At 37.7% G+C, this 19,383-nt stretch carries 19 protein-coding genes; 9 read left to right on the top strand and 10 right to left on the bottom strand.

Annotated features, from left to right (window positions below; translation table 11 throughout):
* Nucleotides 1-126 precede the first annotated feature (126 nt).
* Nucleotides 127-837: a hypothetical protein gene (locus CLV48_RS02245; protein WP_106565597.1), complete on the bottom strand. Its 711-nt coding sequence runs from the start codon at nt 835-837 to the stop codon at nt 127-129.
* A gap of 69 nt (nt 838-906) precedes the next feature.
* Between CLV48_RS02245 and CLV48_RS02250 the strand changes: the two genes are divergently transcribed.
* Both CLV48_RS02250 and CLV48_RS02255 read left to right on the top strand, forming a co-directional pair.
* Nucleotides 907-1,434: a HEAT repeat domain-containing protein gene (locus CLV48_RS02250; RefSeq protein ID WP_106565598.1), complete on the top strand. Its 528-nt coding sequence runs from the start codon at nt 907-909 to the stop codon at nt 1,432-1,434.
* Nucleotides 1,435-1,472: 38 nt separating this feature from the next.
* The gene (locus CLV48_RS02255; RefSeq protein ID WP_106565599.1) at nt 1,473-2,093 is read left to right on the top strand and encodes a hypothetical protein; all 621 of its coding nucleotides are present in this window, start codon (nt 1,473-1,475) and stop codon (nt 2,091-2,093) included.
* A 6-nt stretch (nt 2,094-2,099) separates the two neighbouring features.
* Here the strand turns inward: CLV48_RS02255 and hrpB are convergent, their stop codons facing one another.
* The 3 genes from hrpB to CLV48_RS02270 form a co-directional block, all read right to left on the bottom strand.
* The gene (gene hrpB / locus CLV48_RS02260; protein WP_106565600.1) at nt 2,100-4,580 is read right to left on the bottom strand and encodes an ATP-dependent helicase HrpB; all 2,481 of its coding nucleotides are present in this window, start codon (nt 4,578-4,580) and stop codon (nt 2,100-2,102) included.
* Between the two features lie 211 nt (nt 4,581-4,791).
* Nucleotides 4,792-5,940 carry a Gfo/Idh/MocA family protein gene (locus tag CLV48_RS02265; protein WP_106565601.1) on the bottom strand — a complete coding sequence of 383 codons (1,149 nt, stop codon included), beginning with the start codon at nt 5,938-5,940 and terminating at the stop codon, nt 4,792-4,794.
* Between the two features lie 213 nt (nt 5,941-6,153).
* A complete protein-coding gene (locus CLV48_RS02270) occupies nt 6,154-6,666 on the bottom strand; it encodes a hypothetical protein (RefSeq protein ID WP_170068975.1) in 513 nt (170 codons plus the stop codon).
* A gap of 385 nt (nt 6,667-7,051) precedes the next feature.
* On the opposite strand from CLV48_RS02270, the gene CLV48_RS02275 reads away from it, so the two are divergent.
* Both CLV48_RS02275 and CLV48_RS02280 read left to right on the top strand, forming a co-directional pair.
* Nucleotides 7,052-7,510 (top strand): (2Fe-2S)-binding protein, encoded by a 459-nt coding sequence (locus CLV48_RS02275; RefSeq protein ID WP_106565603.1) that lies wholly within the window; start codon nt 7,052-7,054, stop codon nt 7,508-7,510.
* Between the two features lie 2 nt (nt 7,511-7,512).
* Nucleotides 7,513-9,672: a xanthine dehydrogenase family protein molybdopterin-binding subunit gene (locus CLV48_RS02280; RefSeq protein ID WP_106566100.1), complete on the top strand. Its 2,160-nt coding sequence runs from the start codon at nt 7,513-7,515 to the stop codon at nt 9,670-9,672.
* Nucleotides 9,673-9,823: 151 nt separating this feature from the next.
* Here the strand turns inward: CLV48_RS02280 and CLV48_RS02285 are convergent, their stop codons facing one another.
* Nucleotides 9,824-10,219: a hypothetical protein gene (locus CLV48_RS02285; RefSeq protein WP_245889461.1), complete on the bottom strand. Its 396-nt coding sequence runs from the start codon at nt 10,217-10,219 to the stop codon at nt 9,824-9,826.
* Between the two features lie 50 nt (nt 10,220-10,269).
* Between CLV48_RS02285 and CLV48_RS02290 the strand changes: the two genes are divergently transcribed.
* Nucleotides 10,270-11,418 (top strand): cysteine desulfurase family protein, encoded by a 1,149-nt coding sequence (locus tag CLV48_RS02290; protein WP_106566102.1) that lies wholly within the window; start codon nt 10,270-10,272, stop codon nt 11,416-11,418.
* Here the strand turns inward: CLV48_RS02290 and CLV48_RS02295 are convergent.
* Nucleotides 11,394-12,026, bottom strand: a complete 633-nt coding sequence (locus CLV48_RS02295) for a nucleotidyltransferase family protein (RefSeq protein ID WP_106565604.1) — start codon at nt 12,024-12,026, stop codon at nt 11,394-11,396. The genes CLV48_RS02290 and CLV48_RS02295 overlap by 25 nt on opposite strands.
* The gene (locus tag CLV48_RS02300) at nt 12,013-13,134 is read right to left on the bottom strand and encodes an XdhC family protein (protein WP_106565605.1); all 1,122 of its coding nucleotides are present in this window, start codon (nt 13,132-13,134) and stop codon (nt 12,013-12,015) included. Before CLV48_RS02300 ends, CLV48_RS02295 begins: the two co-directional genes overlap by 14 nt.
* Before the next feature lie 201 nt (nt 13,135-13,335).
* Between CLV48_RS02300 and CLV48_RS02305 the strand changes: the two genes are divergently transcribed.
* The 4 genes from CLV48_RS02305 (at nt 13,336) to CLV48_RS02320 (ending at nt 17,207) form a co-directional block, all read left to right on the top strand.
* A complete protein-coding gene (locus CLV48_RS02305) occupies nt 13,336-13,791 on the top strand; it encodes a cold-shock protein (protein WP_106565606.1) in 456 nt (151 codons plus the stop codon).
* A gap of 81 nt (nt 13,792-13,872) precedes the next feature.
* Nucleotides 13,873-14,349 (top strand): hypothetical protein, encoded by a 477-nt coding sequence (locus CLV48_RS02310; RefSeq protein ID WP_106565607.1) that lies wholly within the window; start codon nt 13,873-13,875, stop codon nt 14,347-14,349.
* 95 nt (nt 14,350-14,444) lie between these two features.
* Nucleotides 14,445-15,578 carry a DUF922 domain-containing protein gene (locus CLV48_RS02315; protein ID WP_106565608.1) on the top strand — a complete coding sequence of 378 codons (1,134 nt, stop codon included), beginning with the start codon at nt 14,445-14,447 and terminating at the stop codon, nt 15,576-15,578.
* 162 nt (nt 15,579-15,740) lie between these two features.
* Entirely contained in the window at nt 15,741-17,207 is a 1,467-nt protein-coding gene (locus CLV48_RS02320; RefSeq protein ID WP_106565609.1) for an SLC13 family permease, read from the top strand.
* Between the two features lie 13 nt (nt 17,208-17,220).
* Here CLV48_RS02320 and arfB read toward each other — a convergent pair whose 3' ends face one another.
* Genes arfB through CLV48_RS02335 form a run of 3 tightly spaced genes read right to left on the bottom strand, consistent with a single transcriptional unit; the run spans nt 17,221 to nt 19,383 of the window.
* Nucleotides 17,221-17,637, bottom strand: coding sequence for an alternative ribosome rescue aminoacyl-tRNA hydrolase ArfB (gene arfB / locus CLV48_RS02325; protein ID WP_106565610.1), 417 nt, complete (start codon nt 17,635-17,637; stop codon nt 17,221-17,223).
* A 10-nt stretch (nt 17,638-17,647) separates the two neighbouring features.
* A complete protein-coding gene (locus CLV48_RS02330; protein WP_106565611.1) occupies nt 17,648-18,640 on the bottom strand; it encodes an MlaD family protein in 993 nt (330 codons plus the stop codon).
* A 2-nt stretch (nt 18,641-18,642) separates the two neighbouring features.
* The gene (locus tag CLV48_RS02335) at nt 18,643-19,383 is read right to left on the bottom strand and encodes an ABC transporter ATP-binding protein (protein WP_106565612.1); all 741 of its coding nucleotides are present in this window, start codon (nt 19,381-19,383) and stop codon (nt 18,643-18,645) included.

Below are 19,383 nucleotides of genomic sequence, written 5' to 3' on the forward strand. Positions count from 1 at the left end.
CCAAAAATCCATAATTTAAACTATTGACCAAAAGTCAAAAAACCTTCTGGGAGGCATTCAATGCAATTTTTTAAGTTTATCTTCGAAAAAGGAAATTTGAATTCCAAAAAACACTAAACATAAAAATTACCAATCATCCTCAATTTTTTTTTCACTATTCCCCATTCTTGATAAAAATTCATCCAATAAGCCAGTTCCCTCAGGAAATACAGTCAACTGGTTTTTCTCCAAAAAAATTTTTGTCAACTTCAAGTTTTCCAATGTTGGAGTCGCTATATGTTTAGGTATTTTAAAAATCCGTGAATCTTTTTTATCCAAAAGTAGCCTATTGCTTTCACTGAACAAATAAGGTACTAAGGTCTCTGAGCAACTTATCCCAATTTGGTCGACAGGATATGTTTTGATGTAAAGGTTTACCCTTTCTGTTATATTTTTAAAAAAAATCTCTGTCTCTGCTAACCTTACCCTAGAACCTGCTCTGGATTTTCCTTTGGTTTTGAGGTGTTTAATTTGGCTTTTGCCTTGCTTCTTTCTAACCATATAAGCCCTGAATACTTTATGGTCCAGTATTTCATGATTCTGAACCATTGCTACAGAGGCCATGCCAGAACGTATGAGTATAATCAGGTAATTTACAAACTCAGGTTCAGAAAGGACTTTTGTATCAATCTTAAATTCCAAGTTGGTTGAGAGTCTGAAAGCAACCAGTTTATTGTAATTGGAATTGTAAAAAACCAATTTCCTTTTTTTGTGAGAATACTCAGGATCCAATCCTTTGTCCTTGAGAAAATTGAAAAACAATATCATCCAATCATCCTCAAATAAATGCTTTTCCATCAAACATTTCGTTAAATTGACAAATAATGGTCCTATTTTTGTGTAAAGATAGCAACTTCATTAAAAATCATGTCCACAGAAATCCAGGGACTCATTCATAAAATGTGTAATAAAGACGAGGCAGAGGCCTATGTCTTTGCTGACCAATTGGCCAAAATAGGAACGGAAGAAGTTCTTAAGGAGCTTTTGATTATCCTTAAATCAGGGGATATGGACAATGCTTTTTTAGCAGCAAGAGCCTTAAGTCAATTAAATGAAAATCAATTGGCATTGGATGAGTTGTTAGAAGTAATTCACGATAAGAAAAACCAACATCAAAATGGCGGTCTGGTACAAATGTTGGGAGGTTTCGATCTCTCAGATAAGTTCGTGGATATTTTTAGAATTTTTCTTTTTGGGAATTTTAAGGCCTCCTTATTTGCAAAGGAATATCTGGATACCGTGGAGTTTGAAATCAGTCCAAGGGTACTGAAAAAAGTGGAAAAGCATTGGAACCACTATTTAAACAATTCCAACCCAAATGATGATCATGAAAAGATTAAAAGATCTGAAGCCGAGGAGATTATAAAGGAAATAAAGGAATTACTGAAAGATTAAAAAAATAACCTATTGGGGGATTTCCCTGTTAATAGTATATGGAATTCAAAGATGTCATATTGCTTCATGAGGATTTTCTTGCCGACTTTGGTTTTAGGCTTGATAATAGATCTCTTCACTATGTAAAAGAAATCCCTCAAGGAAAGCAAATGGTATTTTTTCACCATACCCAACACGAAGATGGTTCTTATCTAGAATACCATTTGGGAATAAGATTGGATCATGTAGAAAACATTGTCCATCGTTTTCTGCCTTCCTTAGGGGATTACAAAGAAAGAAGTATTACATTGGTCGAAACCATGGACCGAATAGATGGAAAGATGCCCAGGAGGTTTTTGGTAGAAAATGATCTGGAAATCAATGGTGTAATAAGGGAAGTAGAAGGGTTTTTAGTAAAAAAAGGTTTTCGGTTTCTTGATCAACTTTCTTCTGGAAAGGCTTTGGAGGAATATTTCAATGAAGATCCTGATACTCCTATTCTGACACAGAATTTTACTTATAGATCTGCTAGGGGTATCACCTTGACTAAGTTATTCAATCCAAAAAACTACGAAAGGAACAAAAAAACATATTTGAATATGCTGAATGAGAAGCAAGTTACTCCTTTTACACTTGCCTGCTTTATCAACTTATTGGATTTCCTTGAAAACCTTAAGTAAGGACTATTATTCCCTTTTTACTCCCCTCACTGCTTCAGCTTTAAATGGGTCTTCTGGCCAATAATGCTTTGGATACCTTCTTTTTAGTTCCTTTTTTACTTCATGGTATGTTTTATCCCAGAAACTTCTTAGGTCTGAAGTTACTTGGACCGGCTTATATCCGGGAGACAGCAAGTGCATAAGTAGAGGAGTTTTTCCCCCATTTACTTTTGGAGTATCCAACAAACCAAATACTTCTTGTAACCTCACGGCCAATATAGGAACATCTCCATCATTTCGGTATTGTATTTTTATTTGACTTCCACTAGGAACCTTTATTTTTTCAGGAGCTAAGAATTCCAAAGAATTCTGAAGGGAATAATCAAGACTATGAAGTAAAATTGAACTTAAGTCAAGTTTTTTAAAATCCTCATTCTTCTTGATTTCAGAAAGGTACGGCAGTAGCCAATCTTGGGGTTTTTGGATCAAAAGTTCTGGACTCCAATCAGGCCATGACTGATCAGGATTCCAAATTCTTAAAGAAGAAACCCTATAAATCAATTGAAGCACTGAATCGGAAAAATCCAATAGATGCAATCCATCAGCTTTGACAGCCTTGAGAAGAGCATTGTTTTTTTCTTCTAAAGTCAAGTCAGTCAAAGGTTCTGATCTGAGAATGATTCCTCCAATAGCCAAATACTTTTGAGCAATCAAACCACCTTTTTTCATTTCCCAGACTACTTGTCTTTTTTCCTTCACCATACTTTTCAGGTCTTTGGGATTCAAGGGTGAAGCAAGAAATATCTTCCCCAAATCATCCCGCGCATCAATGTGGGAAACTGCTAACCATGGTTCATGGGCCAGCTCGTCTTTATGGTCCATCATAGCCATTTTCCCATTTGAAAGTTGGAATCTTGCATTGTTACCTGGTCTGGCATGTGCGATCCTTTCAGGGTAGGCATAGGCTATCAATAAGCCTGTTTCATAGGGATCTATACTTGAATTATCCGGTTCAATTCGGAATACTTTCCGGTATTGTTTAGCTACTTTTTCAATTTTATTTAAGCCTTTGATCGAAAGGTTCTCTTTCCTGGCTCTTCTTAGCGCCTCTATTCTAAGATTGATATCCACACCTGATGTCGGCTCCAATGGGTCCCTTTCTTCCATTAAAGCAGCTAAGTCAGTACCCAATCCAATTTTACCATTTGCTTCTGCCATCAAGAGCATATGGGCAATCCTGGGATGGGCAGGAATCTGGTGGATCCTGATGCCGTGGGCAGTAATTTTCCCATCCTTTATAGCGTCTATTTTTTCCAGTAGATCCAAAGCCTGCATGACAGCACCTTGGGGAGGAGGAGAGAGCCAAGTCAGTTTTTTAACATCTTTTATACCCCATTTGAGCAAATCCAAAACCAAAAAACTCAAATCAGCTTCCAAAATCTCAGGAGTTCTAAATTCATCCAGTCCTTGATGAGTGGCTTTAGACCACATTCTATAGCAAAATCCAGGTCCTAATCTTCCTGCCCGTCCTGCTCTTTGGTCTGCAGAATCCTTAGATATACGGATGGTTTCAAGTTTGCTTAGTCCGGATCTTGGATTGAACTTAGAAGTTTTTCCCAGGCCCGAATCCACCGCTATGCTTACTCCTTCTATTGTAAGGCTGGTTTCAGCAATTGATGTGGAGAGCACTACTTTTCTTTTTCCGGACCTATTGGGCAATATCGCTTGTTTTTGTGCCAAAGGAGACAGTTGTCCATATAGAGGATGGATAGAAAAATCAGGTAGTTTTTTGCGGAGAATCGCTTCTGTTTTCTTGATTTCAGCTTGGCCAGGAAGAAATACCAAGATATCTCCTTTATGTGCTATTGCTGCTTTCAGAACAATAGATGCGACCTGTTCGGAAAGGAAATACTGGTCATAATCTCCAGTATATTGGATTTCTACCGGAAAAGCCTTTCCCTCACTTTTTACAATAGAAGCTTTCAATAGTTCTGCCAATTGGGGTAAGTCCAAAGTAGCAGACATGACCAAAATTCTTAAATCTGGTCTCAGAACTTGTTGGACCTCCCTACACAAAGCCATTGCCAAGTCTGCATGGATATTTCGCTCATGAAATTCATCAAAAATTACCAATCCTACATCTTCCAATGCATTGTCCTGTTGCATCATTCGGGTTAATATTCCCTCAGTCAATACCTCCAACCTGGTTGCAGAAGAAACTATACTTTCAAACCTGATCCTATACCCGACAGTCTGCCCAACTTCTTCCCCCAATAATTCCGCCATCCTATAAGCAATAGATTTGGCAGCTAACCTCCGTGGTTCTAGAATAAGGATTTTTTTCCCCTGGAGGAAATCCTCTTCTAACAATGTAATGGGAAGTATTGTGCTTTTTCCTGCGCCTGGAGGTGCATTGACAATTACTGTATTCTCCTGTGATAGAAGAGATAATATTTCAGGGATAACCTGAACAATTGGCAGATTGATATTTTGGTATGGAAAAGACAAGGCTTAAGATTCTTTGATCCAAAATTAAAAGAAATACCACCGCATGATGTTATTCAAGGGTGGTATCTCAAAAATTCAATTTTTTTGAAACGATTCTCTTTTTGGCAATTTAACCTTTCATTATTCTATGATTTCTTTTACAATAAACCAATAATAATGAATAGGATATTTTCATCAAGGATTGAAAATGAATCCCTGCTATGTGTTCTATTTAAATTTTTACCCAAGCCTGCTTTCTATGGCTTTCAATGATCCTTTCACAGATGAGCAATTCCCTGTAACCATCTTCAAAAGTTGGGAATGACGGATTTTCTGGCTGTTTTCCTTCTCTTACAGCTGCATAAACTTCCTTAAACATTTGTTTGGAAGTATCAGGAAATCCTTCATTATGCCCACCTGGGAAACTGATCAGACCTGCTGCATCTCTATGGAATAGGGAAGGATCTTTCATGAGGTGATGATTGGCAGTTTCCCTTTTACCGATCCAAAGCTCATTAGGTCTTTCCGAACACCATTCAAAATTAGATTTAGAACCGGCTATCTCAATATTAAGCCTGTTTTTTCTACCTGCATTGACCTGGGATACAGTGACAGAACCTTTATTGCCATTATCAAATCTCAACATTACAGTCGCATGGTCTTCGGTATTAATAGGTACTTCTTCATAGTCAGAAGCCTGCAGCATTTTCCCTGAATAGGTTTCTATTGCTTTTAAAGGTTTGAGACGGGTTTTATGGACGGTAGAAAAATCTGCCATTACCTCTGTCACTTTCAGTCCAGTCACATATTCTGTCAAATCCAGCAAATGTGATCCGATATCGGCTATTGCTCTGGAATCCCCTGATTTATCCGGTTCCAATCTCCAGTTATAATCTGTGTTAAGGAATAACCAATCCTGAAGGTAAGAGCCCATAATGCTGTAAATGTCACCCAATTCTCCATTTTCCCTCATATTTTTCATTTGACGCACCATTGGATAGTACCTTAGGTTAAAGTGAACAGCATTTACTAAACCCTTTTCTTTGGCGATAGAAACCAATTCTTCCGCTTCCTCAATTTTTGTGGCTAATGGTTTCTCACAGACCACATGTTTTCCTGCAAGTAAAGCAGCTTTGGATTGGGAGTAATGCAAAAAATTTGGGGTACATATATGAACCACATCTATACTTGCATCTTTCAGCATTTCTTCAAAAGTATAAGCATGGGGTATTCCCAATAATGCTGCTTTTTCTTTGGCCAGTTCAATGTTAACTTCACAAAGTGCTGATACTTCGATATTTGGTAATCTCCTTAAGGCTTCCAAGTGGGCAGGTCCAATAAATCCTGTTCCAACGATGGCAGCTTTGATCTTTTTTGTCATAGGTTTTTTGGTTTGATGATCAATTAATGAATGATTAAAGATAGGTGCTTGATTCGGAATTTAAAAAAGGGACCCATCAAAAATATACTTTTGCCAACAAAGGCCATTCAAAATAAAAAAACCTGATCGGAACAGTCCGACAGGTTTTTAGAGAGAACACAAAAAATCAAACGTCAGTCAGAAAAAACTTAAATTCAAATCAATTCGGTCTATTTAAAATACAAAAACAAAAAGTGATAAAAATCCACAGGAAATGCCGACAACTTTAAAAATGATTCCTGTATATATTGTCAAATTGTGGGTGATTTCAGACGATGAGTTATCAAACCATACCATTCCATTTTCGTCTTTATGAAAAAACTCATAAATACTTGTTTCTATCTGAAACTTCGTTGCTATCAATAAGCAAATGAATGCAAATATCAACTGAGTTAAGATCAACTGAATTTTGTTTGGAGAACCAAAGAAGGGAAAATTAAATCCTATCGAAGCATTTTGAGAAGAAACCCCCGGGTTCTGAATTAATTCTTCATCAATAAAATAAAACGCTTCGTTTGTAGCAAAATAATCTTCTGTAGATTCCACTTCAATGTAAGCTATCCTCTCTTCCTCATTTAAAGCTTGAGTTTCATGATATTTTAACTGTAACATGACAACTGAAGCTACCAATGCTACTAAAAACAGTAGGGCAAAGGTCAAATTCGAATAGTTCTTCAAATTGTTCATATTTAATTTTAGAGTTCGTTTGGTGCTTTCTGCACAATCGAAATAATGCATAAAAAATCTATTATCAAAATTTTTATTATAAAAAAACTTACAAAACAAAATTTTATTAACGATCTTGTTTTTTGTGTATATGAAATTTTCAAAAAACGATTTCATTAGGTGGTATCTTCGTCTATAGTCCTTTGGGGAGCAAATCTTCCGTGGAAAGTCAAACTTAATTTTGTATCTATTCATAGAGGTCTGATTAGAGGAAGGAAGGTCTAAACAGCAGTCCATTTAAATAATTCAACAACTGCTTATCAAAATACAATGCAATTTCTGTGCTGAATGTTTAGATCATGGGTAATTTTTGTTTAACTTAAAGCAAAAAATTACATTTCATAAGATGGCTAATTATAAACTTAAAATCAACGGAGAAACTTTTCAGGTTGATGTGGAAGATGATACACCATTACTATGGGTATTGAGGGATCATCTCGGCCTGGTAGGGACTAAGTTTTCCTGTGGAATCGCGCAGTGTGGATCCTGTACCGTTCATGTCAATGGTGAGGCAACATACTCTTGTACTTTACCGGTATCAAGCATTGGATCGAGTGAAGTGACTACCATTGAAGGTTTATCTAAAAACGGAGACCATCCTGTACAAAAAGCTTGGGAAGAAATTGATGTGGCCCAATGTGGGTATTGCCAGGCAGGGCAGATTATGAATGCAGCTGCATTTTTGAAAAAGAATCCCAAACCTACCTTGGAAGAAATTGAAAATGCAATGAACAGGAACCTTTGCAGATGCGGCACTTATCATAAAATCAGGGAAGCAGTAGCCCTTGCAGCTAAAATGAAATGATCATGGAGAAGCTATTAAAAACTAACAGAAGGGATTTCCTTAAGGTGGCGGCCACTGCTAGTGGTGGTTTATTTATTGGCTTTTATTGGTCAGGATGTGATTCTCCCAAGATGAAAGTACTGACTGATGAAGAAGTATTGTCACAGGCATTTGAATTCAATGCATATCTCTCAATCTCACCAAGCGGTGACATCGTCATTTATTCGCCCAATCCAGAATTAGGGCAGAATATCATGACTTCTTTTCCTATGATAGTTGCGGAGGAATTAGATGCCGATTGGACTAAAGTAAGAGTTTTCCAGGCTCCTTTGGACAATGAAAAATTTGACAGACAATTGACCGGGGGTTCTGGCGCAATGCCACATTCCTGGGAAAGACTCCGGAAGGCGGGAGCCACGGCCCGGCACCTTTTATTGACTGTTGCTGCTACTAACCTTGGCGTTTCAATTGATGAACTTAGCGCTGAAAAAAGTGCAGTTTACCATAATGGTAAAAAGAAATTTGAATACGGAGAACTTGTAGCAGAGGCAGCTAAGTTGACTGCGCCTGATGAGGTGAAACTAAAGGATCCAAAAGACTTCAAAATCATTGGAACTCCTGTAAAAAATGTGGTTAACAAGGAAATGTTTACCGGAAAGCCCTTATATGGACTTGATTTTTACAGAGAGGGTATGGTACATGCTATGATCCAACGCCCTCCATTTGGTATGAAAATCAAATCAGTGGATGATTCAGGTGCAAGGTCAGTTTCAGGAGTGACTGATGTTGTAGTATTCAAAAACAATGTTGCTGTGGTGGGCAACTCTACCTGGCCGTTGATTAAGGCAAAAAGACAGCTTAAGATTGAATATGAGCCGGATGGTGCAGTAGAAAGTAGCTTTGACCATGACCGGATCATGAAAGACCTTTTGGATAGCAAAAATGCACAGGTCATGAGAAAAGATGGTGATGTTGAAGCTGCATTCAAAACTGCTGCACAGGTGATTACAAGTGAGTACCAATGTCCATTCCTGTCACATTCACCTATGGAACCTCAAAACTTCTTTGCCCATGTAAAAGGGGATAAAGTTGAGCTTGTTGGTCCTACACAGACTCCAGACCGGGCAAGGATGGAAACTGCTCAGTTGCTTGGTATCCCTACTGAAAATATCACGGTCGAAATTACCAGGCTTGGAGGTGGATTTGGAAGAAGACTTAGGGCGGATTTCGTAGTAGAAGCTGCAGAGCTGTCCAAAATATTGGATAAACCAGTTAAAGTAAGTTGGACCAGAGAAGATGACATGACAGGTGGAGCTTACAGGCCTGCTGTTAGGTACAGGTTTCAAGCAGCTCTGGATGACAAAGGTAATATGATTGCCTATAGGCTGAGAGGAGCTGGCATCAATGCAGGTAACTCAACCCGTGAAAACAATTTCCCTTCAGGTTCGATAGACAATTTATTAATAGAAAATATAGAACATAAATCCCCAATAACAACCAATGCCTGGAGAGCCCCAATTACCAATTTCTTGGCCTATGCAGAGCAATCTTTCTTGGACGAAGTGGCACTGGCAGCCAAAAAGGATCCTGTTAAATTTAGATTGGAACTTTTGGAAAGAGCCAAAAAGAATCCAGTCGGAGAAATTCATTATGATATTGACAGAATGAAAGCTGTGATAGAGACTGCAGCGGAAAAATCCAATTGGGGCAAGAACAAAGATGTAATGCAGGGCTTCAGTGTCTATTTTTCACATAGATCATATGTTGCCCAAGTAGCCGATATCATCATGGAAGGTGGCCAACCTGTTTTGAAGAAAATTACAGCTGCTACAGATTGTGGTATTGTAGTTCATCCAACTGGGGCCAATCAACAAGTTCGTGGCGGAATAGTTGATGGTATGGGGCATGCTATGTTTACCAATATGACCTTTGAAAATGGGCTTCCAAAACAAAGAAATTTTGACACCTATAGGTTGATCAGGATGAAGGAAGTCCCTGAAATTGATGTACATTATGTAGACAGTGGCTATGACCCTACAGGACTTGGAGAACCAGCACTTCCTCCAACAGGTGGTGCCATTGCCAATGCAATTTTTGCCGCAACAGGCAGAAGGTTAAGAAGTCAGCCATTTATAGAACAAAAAGAATTTTCAGATATTAAATTGCAGATAAGAAGGACATAAGTTGCTTTCATCCAATATTACCTAGAGGCTGTCTCATAAAAAGGGACAGCCTATTTTTTGTCCTTGCAGGAAGGAATCTGAATCAAATTTCTTATTGGTAAATTTCAAGACCTTTATTTGGCTTACGATACAGCCTCTTAACTTTTTAAGCTTAAATCTCATCCATTTCCCTTTCCGGCCAATAAGGGCCTATAAGAATGAGCTGAGCATCCTCCGGAATAATTTTAAAAGTCAATTCCATTTGTTCTTTCTCATTTTCATGGATATTGAGGCAGGCATTGAAAAACACAAGGTCAAATTCTACCTGCAGTTTACCGGTTAATTTTTCTGTAAAAACAGGTGGATTTGAAACGGTTACATTTTCTGCCACAGCACCTTGCTTCTTGAAGTAATAGGAAAGAAAAATTCCCAGCTCTTTGGTATTGGACTCCAACAATTGCAATAGAGATGCTTTCGTATAAGTTGGCCCAGTATGTTCGTCAATTCTTAATTTCCAGCTTTCTTGCATAAACAAATTTACCCAAATCAGCCGAATATCCATTTTCATTTGTGGGATTAAATCTTTGCCCTTACCTTGGATTTAGAAAAAAGGAACAAATGAATTATCCCATTTACATGGATTACAATGCCACCACGCCATGTTTGGAGGAGGTGGTGCAGGCCATGTTGCCATTTTTTTCGCAACACTTTGGCAATGCTGCCAGTAAAAGCCATGCTTATGGCTGGATGGCTGAAAATGCGATTGAAAATGCCCGAGAACAGGTTGCTGACCTGATAGGTGCCAAAAGCAAGGAAATTATATTCACATCTGGTGCAACAGAAGCCATCAACTTAGCCATAAAAGGTATTTTTGAAGTTTTTAAAGGAAAAAAACAACATTATATCACCTGCCAAACAGAACATAAAGCAGTATTGGACACCTTCAAAAGTTTAGAAAAAGAAGGTGCAGAAATCAGCTATCTTTCTGTAAATCAATATGGAGAGATAGATCTAGAGGAAGTGATGTCAAGCATTCAGGAACATACCAAAATGATAGCATTGATGTGGGGAAATAATGAAACAGGCCTACTCCATCCAATGGATGATATCATAAGGATTGCCAATGAGAAAAACATCATCTTATTAACTGATGCTGTTCAGACTGTAGGGAAAATTCCTGTAAATGTATCCGGTATCCATATGATGGCATTTTCGTCACATAAATTTTATGGACCAAAGGGAGTAGGAGCCTTATACATCCGGCACAATCATCCTCTTCCAAAACCATTTCCCTTGATAGTAGGTGGTGGCCATGAAAAAGGTTACAGAAGTGGCACCCTCAATGTTCCCGGAATCGTTGGAATGGGAAAAGCCGCAGAAATTCAGCAAAAGTCTATTGAAAGTGACATGGACCGTTTATTACTTCTTAGAAATAAACTCGAAATCAACCTTTTAAAAATATCGGGGACAAAATTGAACGGAAGTCAAAAAAAGCGATTACCTCATGTGACCAATATATCATTTGAGGGGGTAGAAGGGGAGGAGTTGCTTCGGGCTGTAAATAAAAAAGTGGCTGTAAGCTCAGGATCCGCCTGTACCAGCATTTCACCAAAGCCTTCACATGTCCTTTCAGCTATGGGCCTTGATTCAGACTTAGGTAGGGCATCTATCCGCTTTAGCTTAGGTAAATTCAGCACAGAAAAAGAAATTGAAGACTGCGTTTCCCATGTGCAGCAAATCATTCAGGAACTCAGGAATAAATCCTGATCATCTTTGATTTTCAACAGTTTTTGATAATCTTCTTCAGTATCAATATCGAAAGTCCCTAGTGGAAAATCAATTTTCGCCACATCTTCCAAATTCGAAAATATGATTTTTTTAGCACCCTCTTTATTGTCCAATGCCAAAAGTTCAGGAAAATATTTTTGATCGAATAAAGCAGGAACTCCTAGGGTATCACCATAAGAACTGGTAATTATACCCTTTTGACCCAATTGAAATTGGTCAATTAGCTTATTGATCAAGGCACTGTCAGCAAAAGGTTGATCTGAAAGCATTATTATGACAGCTTCTATTTGATATTTTTCAATCAAATAGGATAGACCTATTTTCATGCTTCCTGACATCCCGCTTTTCCAATCCGGGTTATAGATGACTGAATCTTGGTCAAGATTCAGTTTTTTTTGAATTACACCAGCGTTAGCCCCAAGGACTGATATAATATGGTCAGAATTAGAAGTTTTCGCATGGAACATGGATATTTCCAAAAGTGTTTTTCCCTTAAAGGCCAGTAATTGTTTGGCACGTCCCAATCTGGCAGATTCTCCAGCGGCCAATAAAACAATCCCAATATTTTTGCGCTTATCTAAACTCATCGTGAATTGGTCCTGATTTATCTCTAAGGTGCATAATAGATTTCCTGGATAGGACAGCCTTAATTTCCGCCAAAATAGAAAGTGCAATTTCTTCAGAACCTTCTGCACCTATATCAAGACCCATTGGCCCATAAATATTTTCTGAATTTGGTTGCATTCCCTGATTTTCCAGCCTTTCAAGCAATTTCATAGATTTCTTTTTCGGCCCAAGGATACCTATATATGGTAGAGGATGCTGAATCAACCTTGATAATACTACGGCTTCATATTCAAAGTTATGTGTCATCAAGAGTGCTACGGTATGCTCATCCCATTCCAGATTTAGAATAACTTCATCTGCTGGACCTACGAGAATTTTATCAGCTGAAGGAAATCTACTGCCATTTGCATGATTTTTGCGCCCATCAATCAACCATAATTCCCATCCCATTAAATGCGCCATTTTGGCTAAAGGAATTGTATCATTTCCAGCCCCAAATAAAAGTAATCTTAAAGGTGCCTTAATGACTTCATAAAAAACAAAAAGATCATCAAAATCCGGATAATGTTTTATCTGATTTACTCCCCGTTCTATGAAATCCATGGACTCTTGCTGAATGGCCTGTCTCAGCTCATTGTTGAAATCCATGGCATTTCCAATTTCTAAGTCATCTTTGAAAAGTAACTTAGTTCCAATTTGTTCTTCTCTGGATTTTTTAAGTGAGAATACCGTGACCAATAGAGATGTTTTTCGATCAGCAAGTGCTTTTTTCAATAATTCAATCGGATTGTTATGATCCCCGGCAAGTATTGGCTCGATTAGGACTTGAATTATGCCATTACAACCCAGGCCTATTCCAAATTTTTGGTCATCTTCATCCGTTGTATCATAGGTAACAACCATGGATTTTTGCTGAAAAATTACAGATTGTGCCTTCCTTAAAGCGTCACCTTCCAGACATCCTCCCGAAATTGCGCCTGTCAAATCACCATCCTCTGTTACCAGCATCCTTGCACCGGGTCTCCTGTAAGCAGAACCATCCACTTTAACAACCGTGGCAAGCGCTGTTTTTTTGGAAATTTCTACACTGTTTTGGTATGCCTGAATAATCTGATGCAATTCTTTCATGTGGATGAATTTTAGATACTAAGCTAATTAATTTTCCAAATCGGAGAATAATTGCTTTGATAAATGGCCACATAAAGTTAAGGAGCAAGTGCAAACTATTTCTTCTTCAAGTTTTGCCTGATGGATTATTTTATAAAAGATTCTATAAAGAATGGCTCAAAAAATAGGAAAAATACCCAGAATGTGGGAATATTGTAAAATATGACAAAATCTAGGGAAACATTCAACAAAAAAGAAAAAGAGAAGCTTAGGGCAAAAAAGAAGCAAGAGAAAAAAGACCGAAAAGATGCGAGACATTCTGATGTTGAAAAATCTTCAAGTTTTGAAGATATGATCGCTTATGTCGACGAATTCGGAAATATTACTTCAACTCCTCCTGATCCAAGTAAAAAGCAAGTTATCGATGCAGATAGTATCCACATAGGGGTTCCGAAAGCCAAATCAAATGCTGAAGAAATTTCCTATAGGACTGGAAAAGTTTCTTTTTTCAATAGCTCAAAAGGCTATGGCTTCATAAAAGATGAACAAACGCAAGAAAGTTTATTTGTGCATATGAGCGGATGTATTGATGAAATCAAGGAAAATGACAAAGTAACTTTTCAAACTGAAAAAACGCCAAAAGGCATAAGTGCTATTGAGGTGAAAATCCTTAAATAGCGTAATCAGATCGGTTTCTTCCAAAAAAATATCAAGTTTTTCCGATCATTTTATCTTGAAATAATAGGCTGATTCAATATAATGCAGATTCCCTCATTAGCAGTTATAAAAAAAGAGCTGAGTTATCTGGATAAATCCGAACTGACTAATTTGATACTTGAACTCAGCAAATTCAGCAGAGACAATAAAGGCTTTCTATTTTTTAAATTGGTTGAGCGGGATCAACCGGAACTTTTTGCAGAAATGGTAAAGGAAGAATTAGATCTGGCTTTTATGGATGCCAACCTAAAAAACTACCATTTAGCAAAAAGAGCCGCTCAATCAATACGCAGAAAGCTCAACAAAAGCCTAAAACTTAACAAGAACAAGGAAGTACAGGTAGAATTAATCCTGCATTTCTGTCGGCAAATGAAGCAATATGGTTTCCTGGGTTTACGACATCCGGTCATTGATAACCTATATAAAGGTCAATTAGGTAAAATAGAAAAACTTATTGAAAAACTTCATGAAGATCTTCAATATGATTTTCGGGTTCAGCTAGAAAAACTGATGCATTAGGTCTGAAGAGAAGAGGGGAGGGCAGCTGACAAAAGGATCCATTGCCAATTTATATCACAGCCAATAAAAGCCTTTTACAATTGATTGATAACCTTATGAAAAACTTTGCAGTATATAAATCTGTGAGGAAAGCCATTTTCCTTCTGTTTATATGCAGCATTTTTCATCAAGTTTCCAGGGGACAACAATTGACTGTTGATTTGATTGCCAGTGGAAAACCTATTGAGCAAACAACTTACCAGATCACTGAGGTGATCGATTTACGGATCAATAAAAATCAGATAGGGGAAGTATTTCAATTCAATGAAAGAAAGGGGAAAGTAGTCCTAAAAAACAGCCTTGGGACATCTGCTTTGAGCTTCTTTCAAAAGAATGTTAGGCCTTATCAGAAAGAGGTCATCAAAATCCAAGCACGGGTTTATGATTTTAACTTAAGTGAAAGTAAAGCTTATGATTCAAATATATATAATGGTGATATTCAATTAATTATAGGTTTTTACAAAATTGGAAGTTTTGAACCAATTCATTTGGTAGATTATTCAGGATCAGTCCAATACCGTAGATCTGCCAACAGGTTGGAAATGATTGAAAGTACCATTAGCAGAATTTTCAGGAGTAGTTTGGAATATTTCGATGCCTGGATCAGAATGCAGGTAATGGATAACCCCAATCTGGCAAGGGTTGTAAGATTAGAGATTATTGACAAAGCAAAAGAAAGTAATAAGGATACGGTATATTATTCACCAAATCGGCCTTTAGAATGGGCTGATTTCAAAGATAGGCCAAATTCTGGAAGCAGGTATAATGCGAGTATATTCACGAGTTTTTCAATTCAGGGTAAATCACTGGTTGAAGCTGGAACAATTGTTCAGAACTTGGAAATTGACGTTTATATGTTGCCGGATCAGTCTTGGGTAAGAAATCAGAATGATTATGCCTTAAATCATGAACAAAGACATTTTGATGTGGCCAGGATTGCTGCAGATCGATTGGTGGACAAGTTAAAATCAATAGAACTGGATCCTGATTGGTATGAGGCAACAATAAATGATGAATTTTTGAATGCATACCGTGAAATGAACAGGCTACAGGAGATTTATGACAAGCAGACCAGGCATGGTATGGATACAATGGAACAAGAACGATGGAACAAGCTCCTGGATGAAGCTTTATCAGGGAATTGGACTGGAATCAATCAAGTTTTAAGTTCAAAGGACAAAGGGAAATGAGTCATTTTTTTGTTATATAATTTACATTATGTTAAATAGAATTGCCTTACTTACAAATCATGTCTTAACCATTAACCAAAGGCACTATAATATTACGCTCCCTCCAGAAAGCATTTGATTTTGCAGAAATTTTTGATAAGCTTAGCGTAGAACAATTTCTCTATGTCCCTGAACCGTACTGCTTTTCTAGGAAGAGTCACTGGCCCTCTTTTATTCTTGATAATTTTAATTTTTCTAAGGCCACAGGGACTTAGTGAATCCGGCATTGCTATGTTGGCAGTGACAGCATGGATTGCTATATGGTGGATAACTGAAGCTATTCCCATAGCCGCTACGGCTTTATTGCCTTTAGTTCTATTGCCTTCCCTAGGAGCATTACCCATGAGCAACACGGCTTCCTCCTATTCACATCCCATGGTATTGTTGTACATGGGAGGTTTTATGATAGCTATGGCCATTGAAAAATGGAATTTGCATAAAAGAATCGCACTTAATACTATATACTTAATAGGAACTAATATCCAAAGAATCATACTTGGATTCATGATTGCTACAGCTTTTTTATCTATGTGGATCTCAAATACAGCTACCTCCTTGATGATGTTGCCCATTGCTTTGGCAGTTGTTACACAACTTTCCCCTCAAACTGGCAACAAACCCTCAGAACCAAACAAAATCGGTAAAGCACTTATGCTTGGAATCGCCTATGCTGCTTCCATCGGTGGTGTCGCCACCCTGATAGGTACACCCACAAATATTATTCTTGCTGGGGTAGTGAAAGAATTGTATGGTTATGAGATAAGCTTTAATCAGTGGTTATTATTTGGATTTCCTATTGCCTTTATCCTCCTGCTTGTTTGTTGGCTTTATTTGGTTCGATTCGCCTACCCTTTTGATAAATCTTTTTCCATTTCCAGTGGAAAAGAGGAAATTGAAAAGCAACTCCTCTTGCTTGGCCCCATGACAATAGAAGAAAAGCGGGTTTCCTGGGTTTTTGGAATGGTAAGCTTTGCATGGATCAGCCGGACCTTTCTCATACAGGAATTCATTCCTGCATTGGATGATACCATGATTGCCATTGCCGGTGTAGTGATTTTATTTGTAATTCCTTCCTCCGACCGGAAAACTAAATTACTAGACTGGAAGACAGCTGAAAAAATCCCTTGGGGAATTTTAATATTATTTGGTGGCGGCTTATCTCTTGCTGAGGGTTTCAAAGTTACAGGTCTGGCATCCTGGATCGGCAATCAGTTTGTTTTCTTAGATTTCATTGCATTTGGCCTGTTTTTATTGATCATCATTGCTGCAGTAAACTTTTTGACTGAAATCACTTCCAATGTAGCTACTGCTTCGATGATACTCCCAATTTTAGCAGCAGTTTCATATTCCATGGGTGTACATCCATTCGGTCTAATGTTTGGTGCTACTTTGGCTTCAAGCTGTGCATTTATGCTTCCTGTGGCCACTCCACCAAATGCAGTGGTATTTGGTTCTGGTTACTTGAGTATTCCTGATATGTTTAAAGCGGGTTTATGGATGAATCTGCTTTCTATTCTGATTATCACCCTATTTACTTATTTTATACTTCCCCTGCTTTGGGATTTGAATTTGAATAGCTATCCCTTTTGATAATTTTAAAAAATCACCACTCCCCTTTTCTTTCTTTTTTCTTTTGTGACAATGCTTTTTTGTCAGAAATCCTTTTTTCTATAGCTGATTTGCTTGGTTTACTGGCTTTTCTGATCTTTTTTTTCTCAAAGGCCTTCCGGATAAGATCATGAAATTTTCTGATTGCGATACCTTTGTTTTGTATCTGACTCCTTTTTTCTTGTGCATGGATAATCAGATTCCCCTGATTATCCAACTTATTTGACAATTTTGTATTCAAAATTGCCTTTTTTTCATCGTCTAGTACTGTAGAGTTGCCAACATTAAAAATCAACGAAACTTTGGTATTGGTTTTGTTTACATGCTGTCCCCCTGGTCCCGAGCTCCTGCTCAATTTAAATTCTAATTCAGGTACAAGCAACCCTTCATTTATTATTTGGTTAATATTCATTCCTGCTTACTTAATTGGAGGGATTGATTTTAGCATCTCTCCTTTGCTGTTTTTCCTGTTTTCTAAAGTAACCTCTCAATAGAAAACTGTGTTTCAAAGCTTCCATATTTTCGTTAAGACCTACAGTACTCTCTTCCACATTGATGACAATATTTCTTATTGACTCTCTTACAGCTGAATCCTGAAGTACCAAGCCCGCAGTCCCTTTTCCTGACTCAAGATCCGAAAGAATATGTTTTATTTCCATTGCAATTTCCGTTGCCTGTTGGCTGACATCCACCAAATGTTCAATGGATTTTGCAAAATTCTCAGCCATTACTGAATCCTTAAATACCTTATTGACCAGCCCATCACCTTTTTCCAATGAGGAAATCATTGATTTTCCTGACTTTGCCATTGCCGCTGCATTGGTTCCTGCAATTCTAATCTGATTAATTGATAGTTTAATTTCTTCTGTCATATTTGAATCAGATAGTAATTTCCAAAGCTCTTGACTATTATTCAACTTTTCCGCAACTGAGGCTAGGTTTGAAAAAGTTTTTTCTAAGTGGCCACCTGTACTTTCTAATTTATGCAATAATTCATCTGTATCTATTCCTCTTTGGGCATATATGGTATCTCCCTCAGAAATATTATCTGCAAAACCAGGTTGGGATACAATCTGAATAATTTTATTCCCCATTAGTCCGTCTGTATTAATAGTAGTCAAGACATTCTTTTTGATAAAAGGCTTCATGTTGTTATGGATCAATAAACTTATATAGATGGAGGAATCATTTTCCATCTGAATGGATTTTACTGTCCCTACATTCATGCCCTTGAACCGAACATTATTTCCCGGTACGAGTCCGCTGACATTATCAACCACAGCTATTACGGAAAATGTTGACCCGAATAAATTCTGATTTTTCCCGATCATATACAGGGTAAAAACAAGAAATAAGATTCCAGCAATGACCAACATACCAAGCTTGGTATTGTCTAACACTTTTTTTGTTTTCATGGCTAATCGAAAAACTCTTTAACTTTTGGATCAGTGTTGAGATGAAGGCTTTCAAAGGTTCCAGAAACGTAATTTTTTCCATCAATCAACATGATTATCCTATTTGAAATCATTTTGATACAATTCAGGTCGTGAGAAATCACTATGGATGTTGCATTGTACTTTTTTTGAACATCCAACATCAACTGGCTAATTTCCCTACCGGTGATGGGATCCAATCCAGTTGTGGGTTCATCGTAAAGGATCACCTTTGGCCTAAGAATCAATGTCCTTGCCAAAGCAATCCTTTTTCTCATTCCTCCTGACAACTCCGCTGGCATCATGTTGATGGTATGGGAAAGTCCTACATCTTCCAATGCCTCTATTACCGCAGCTTCAGCTTTATCGGCCCTTTCTTCCTTCGACCAATGTCTTCTTAATGGAAATTCTAGGTTTTCTCTTACAGTCATTGAGTCATACAAGGCATTGCTCTGGAAAAGAAATCCCACTTTGGCACGCAATTCATCAAGCTTATCCTGCTCTAAATCATCAATGTTCTGTCCCAAAACATTGATGTTTCCTGAGTCTCCATCAATTAACTTTATGATGCATTTGATCAGAACTGATTTCCCTGACCCTGACTTCCCTAATATCACCAAGTTTTCACCTGAGTTCACTTCCATGGAAAAGTCTTTTAGCACATGATTGGGACCAAAAGACTTATTCAATTTTTCCACAACAATTACCGGTTCTCCGTTTTCCAT

Origin of the sequence: Cecembia rubra (assembly GCF_003014575.1) — a bacterium.
In the GTDB taxonomy this organism is placed as follows: Bacteria; Bacteroidota; Bacteroidia; order Cytophagales; family Cyclobacteriaceae; genus Cecembia_A; species Cecembia_A rubra.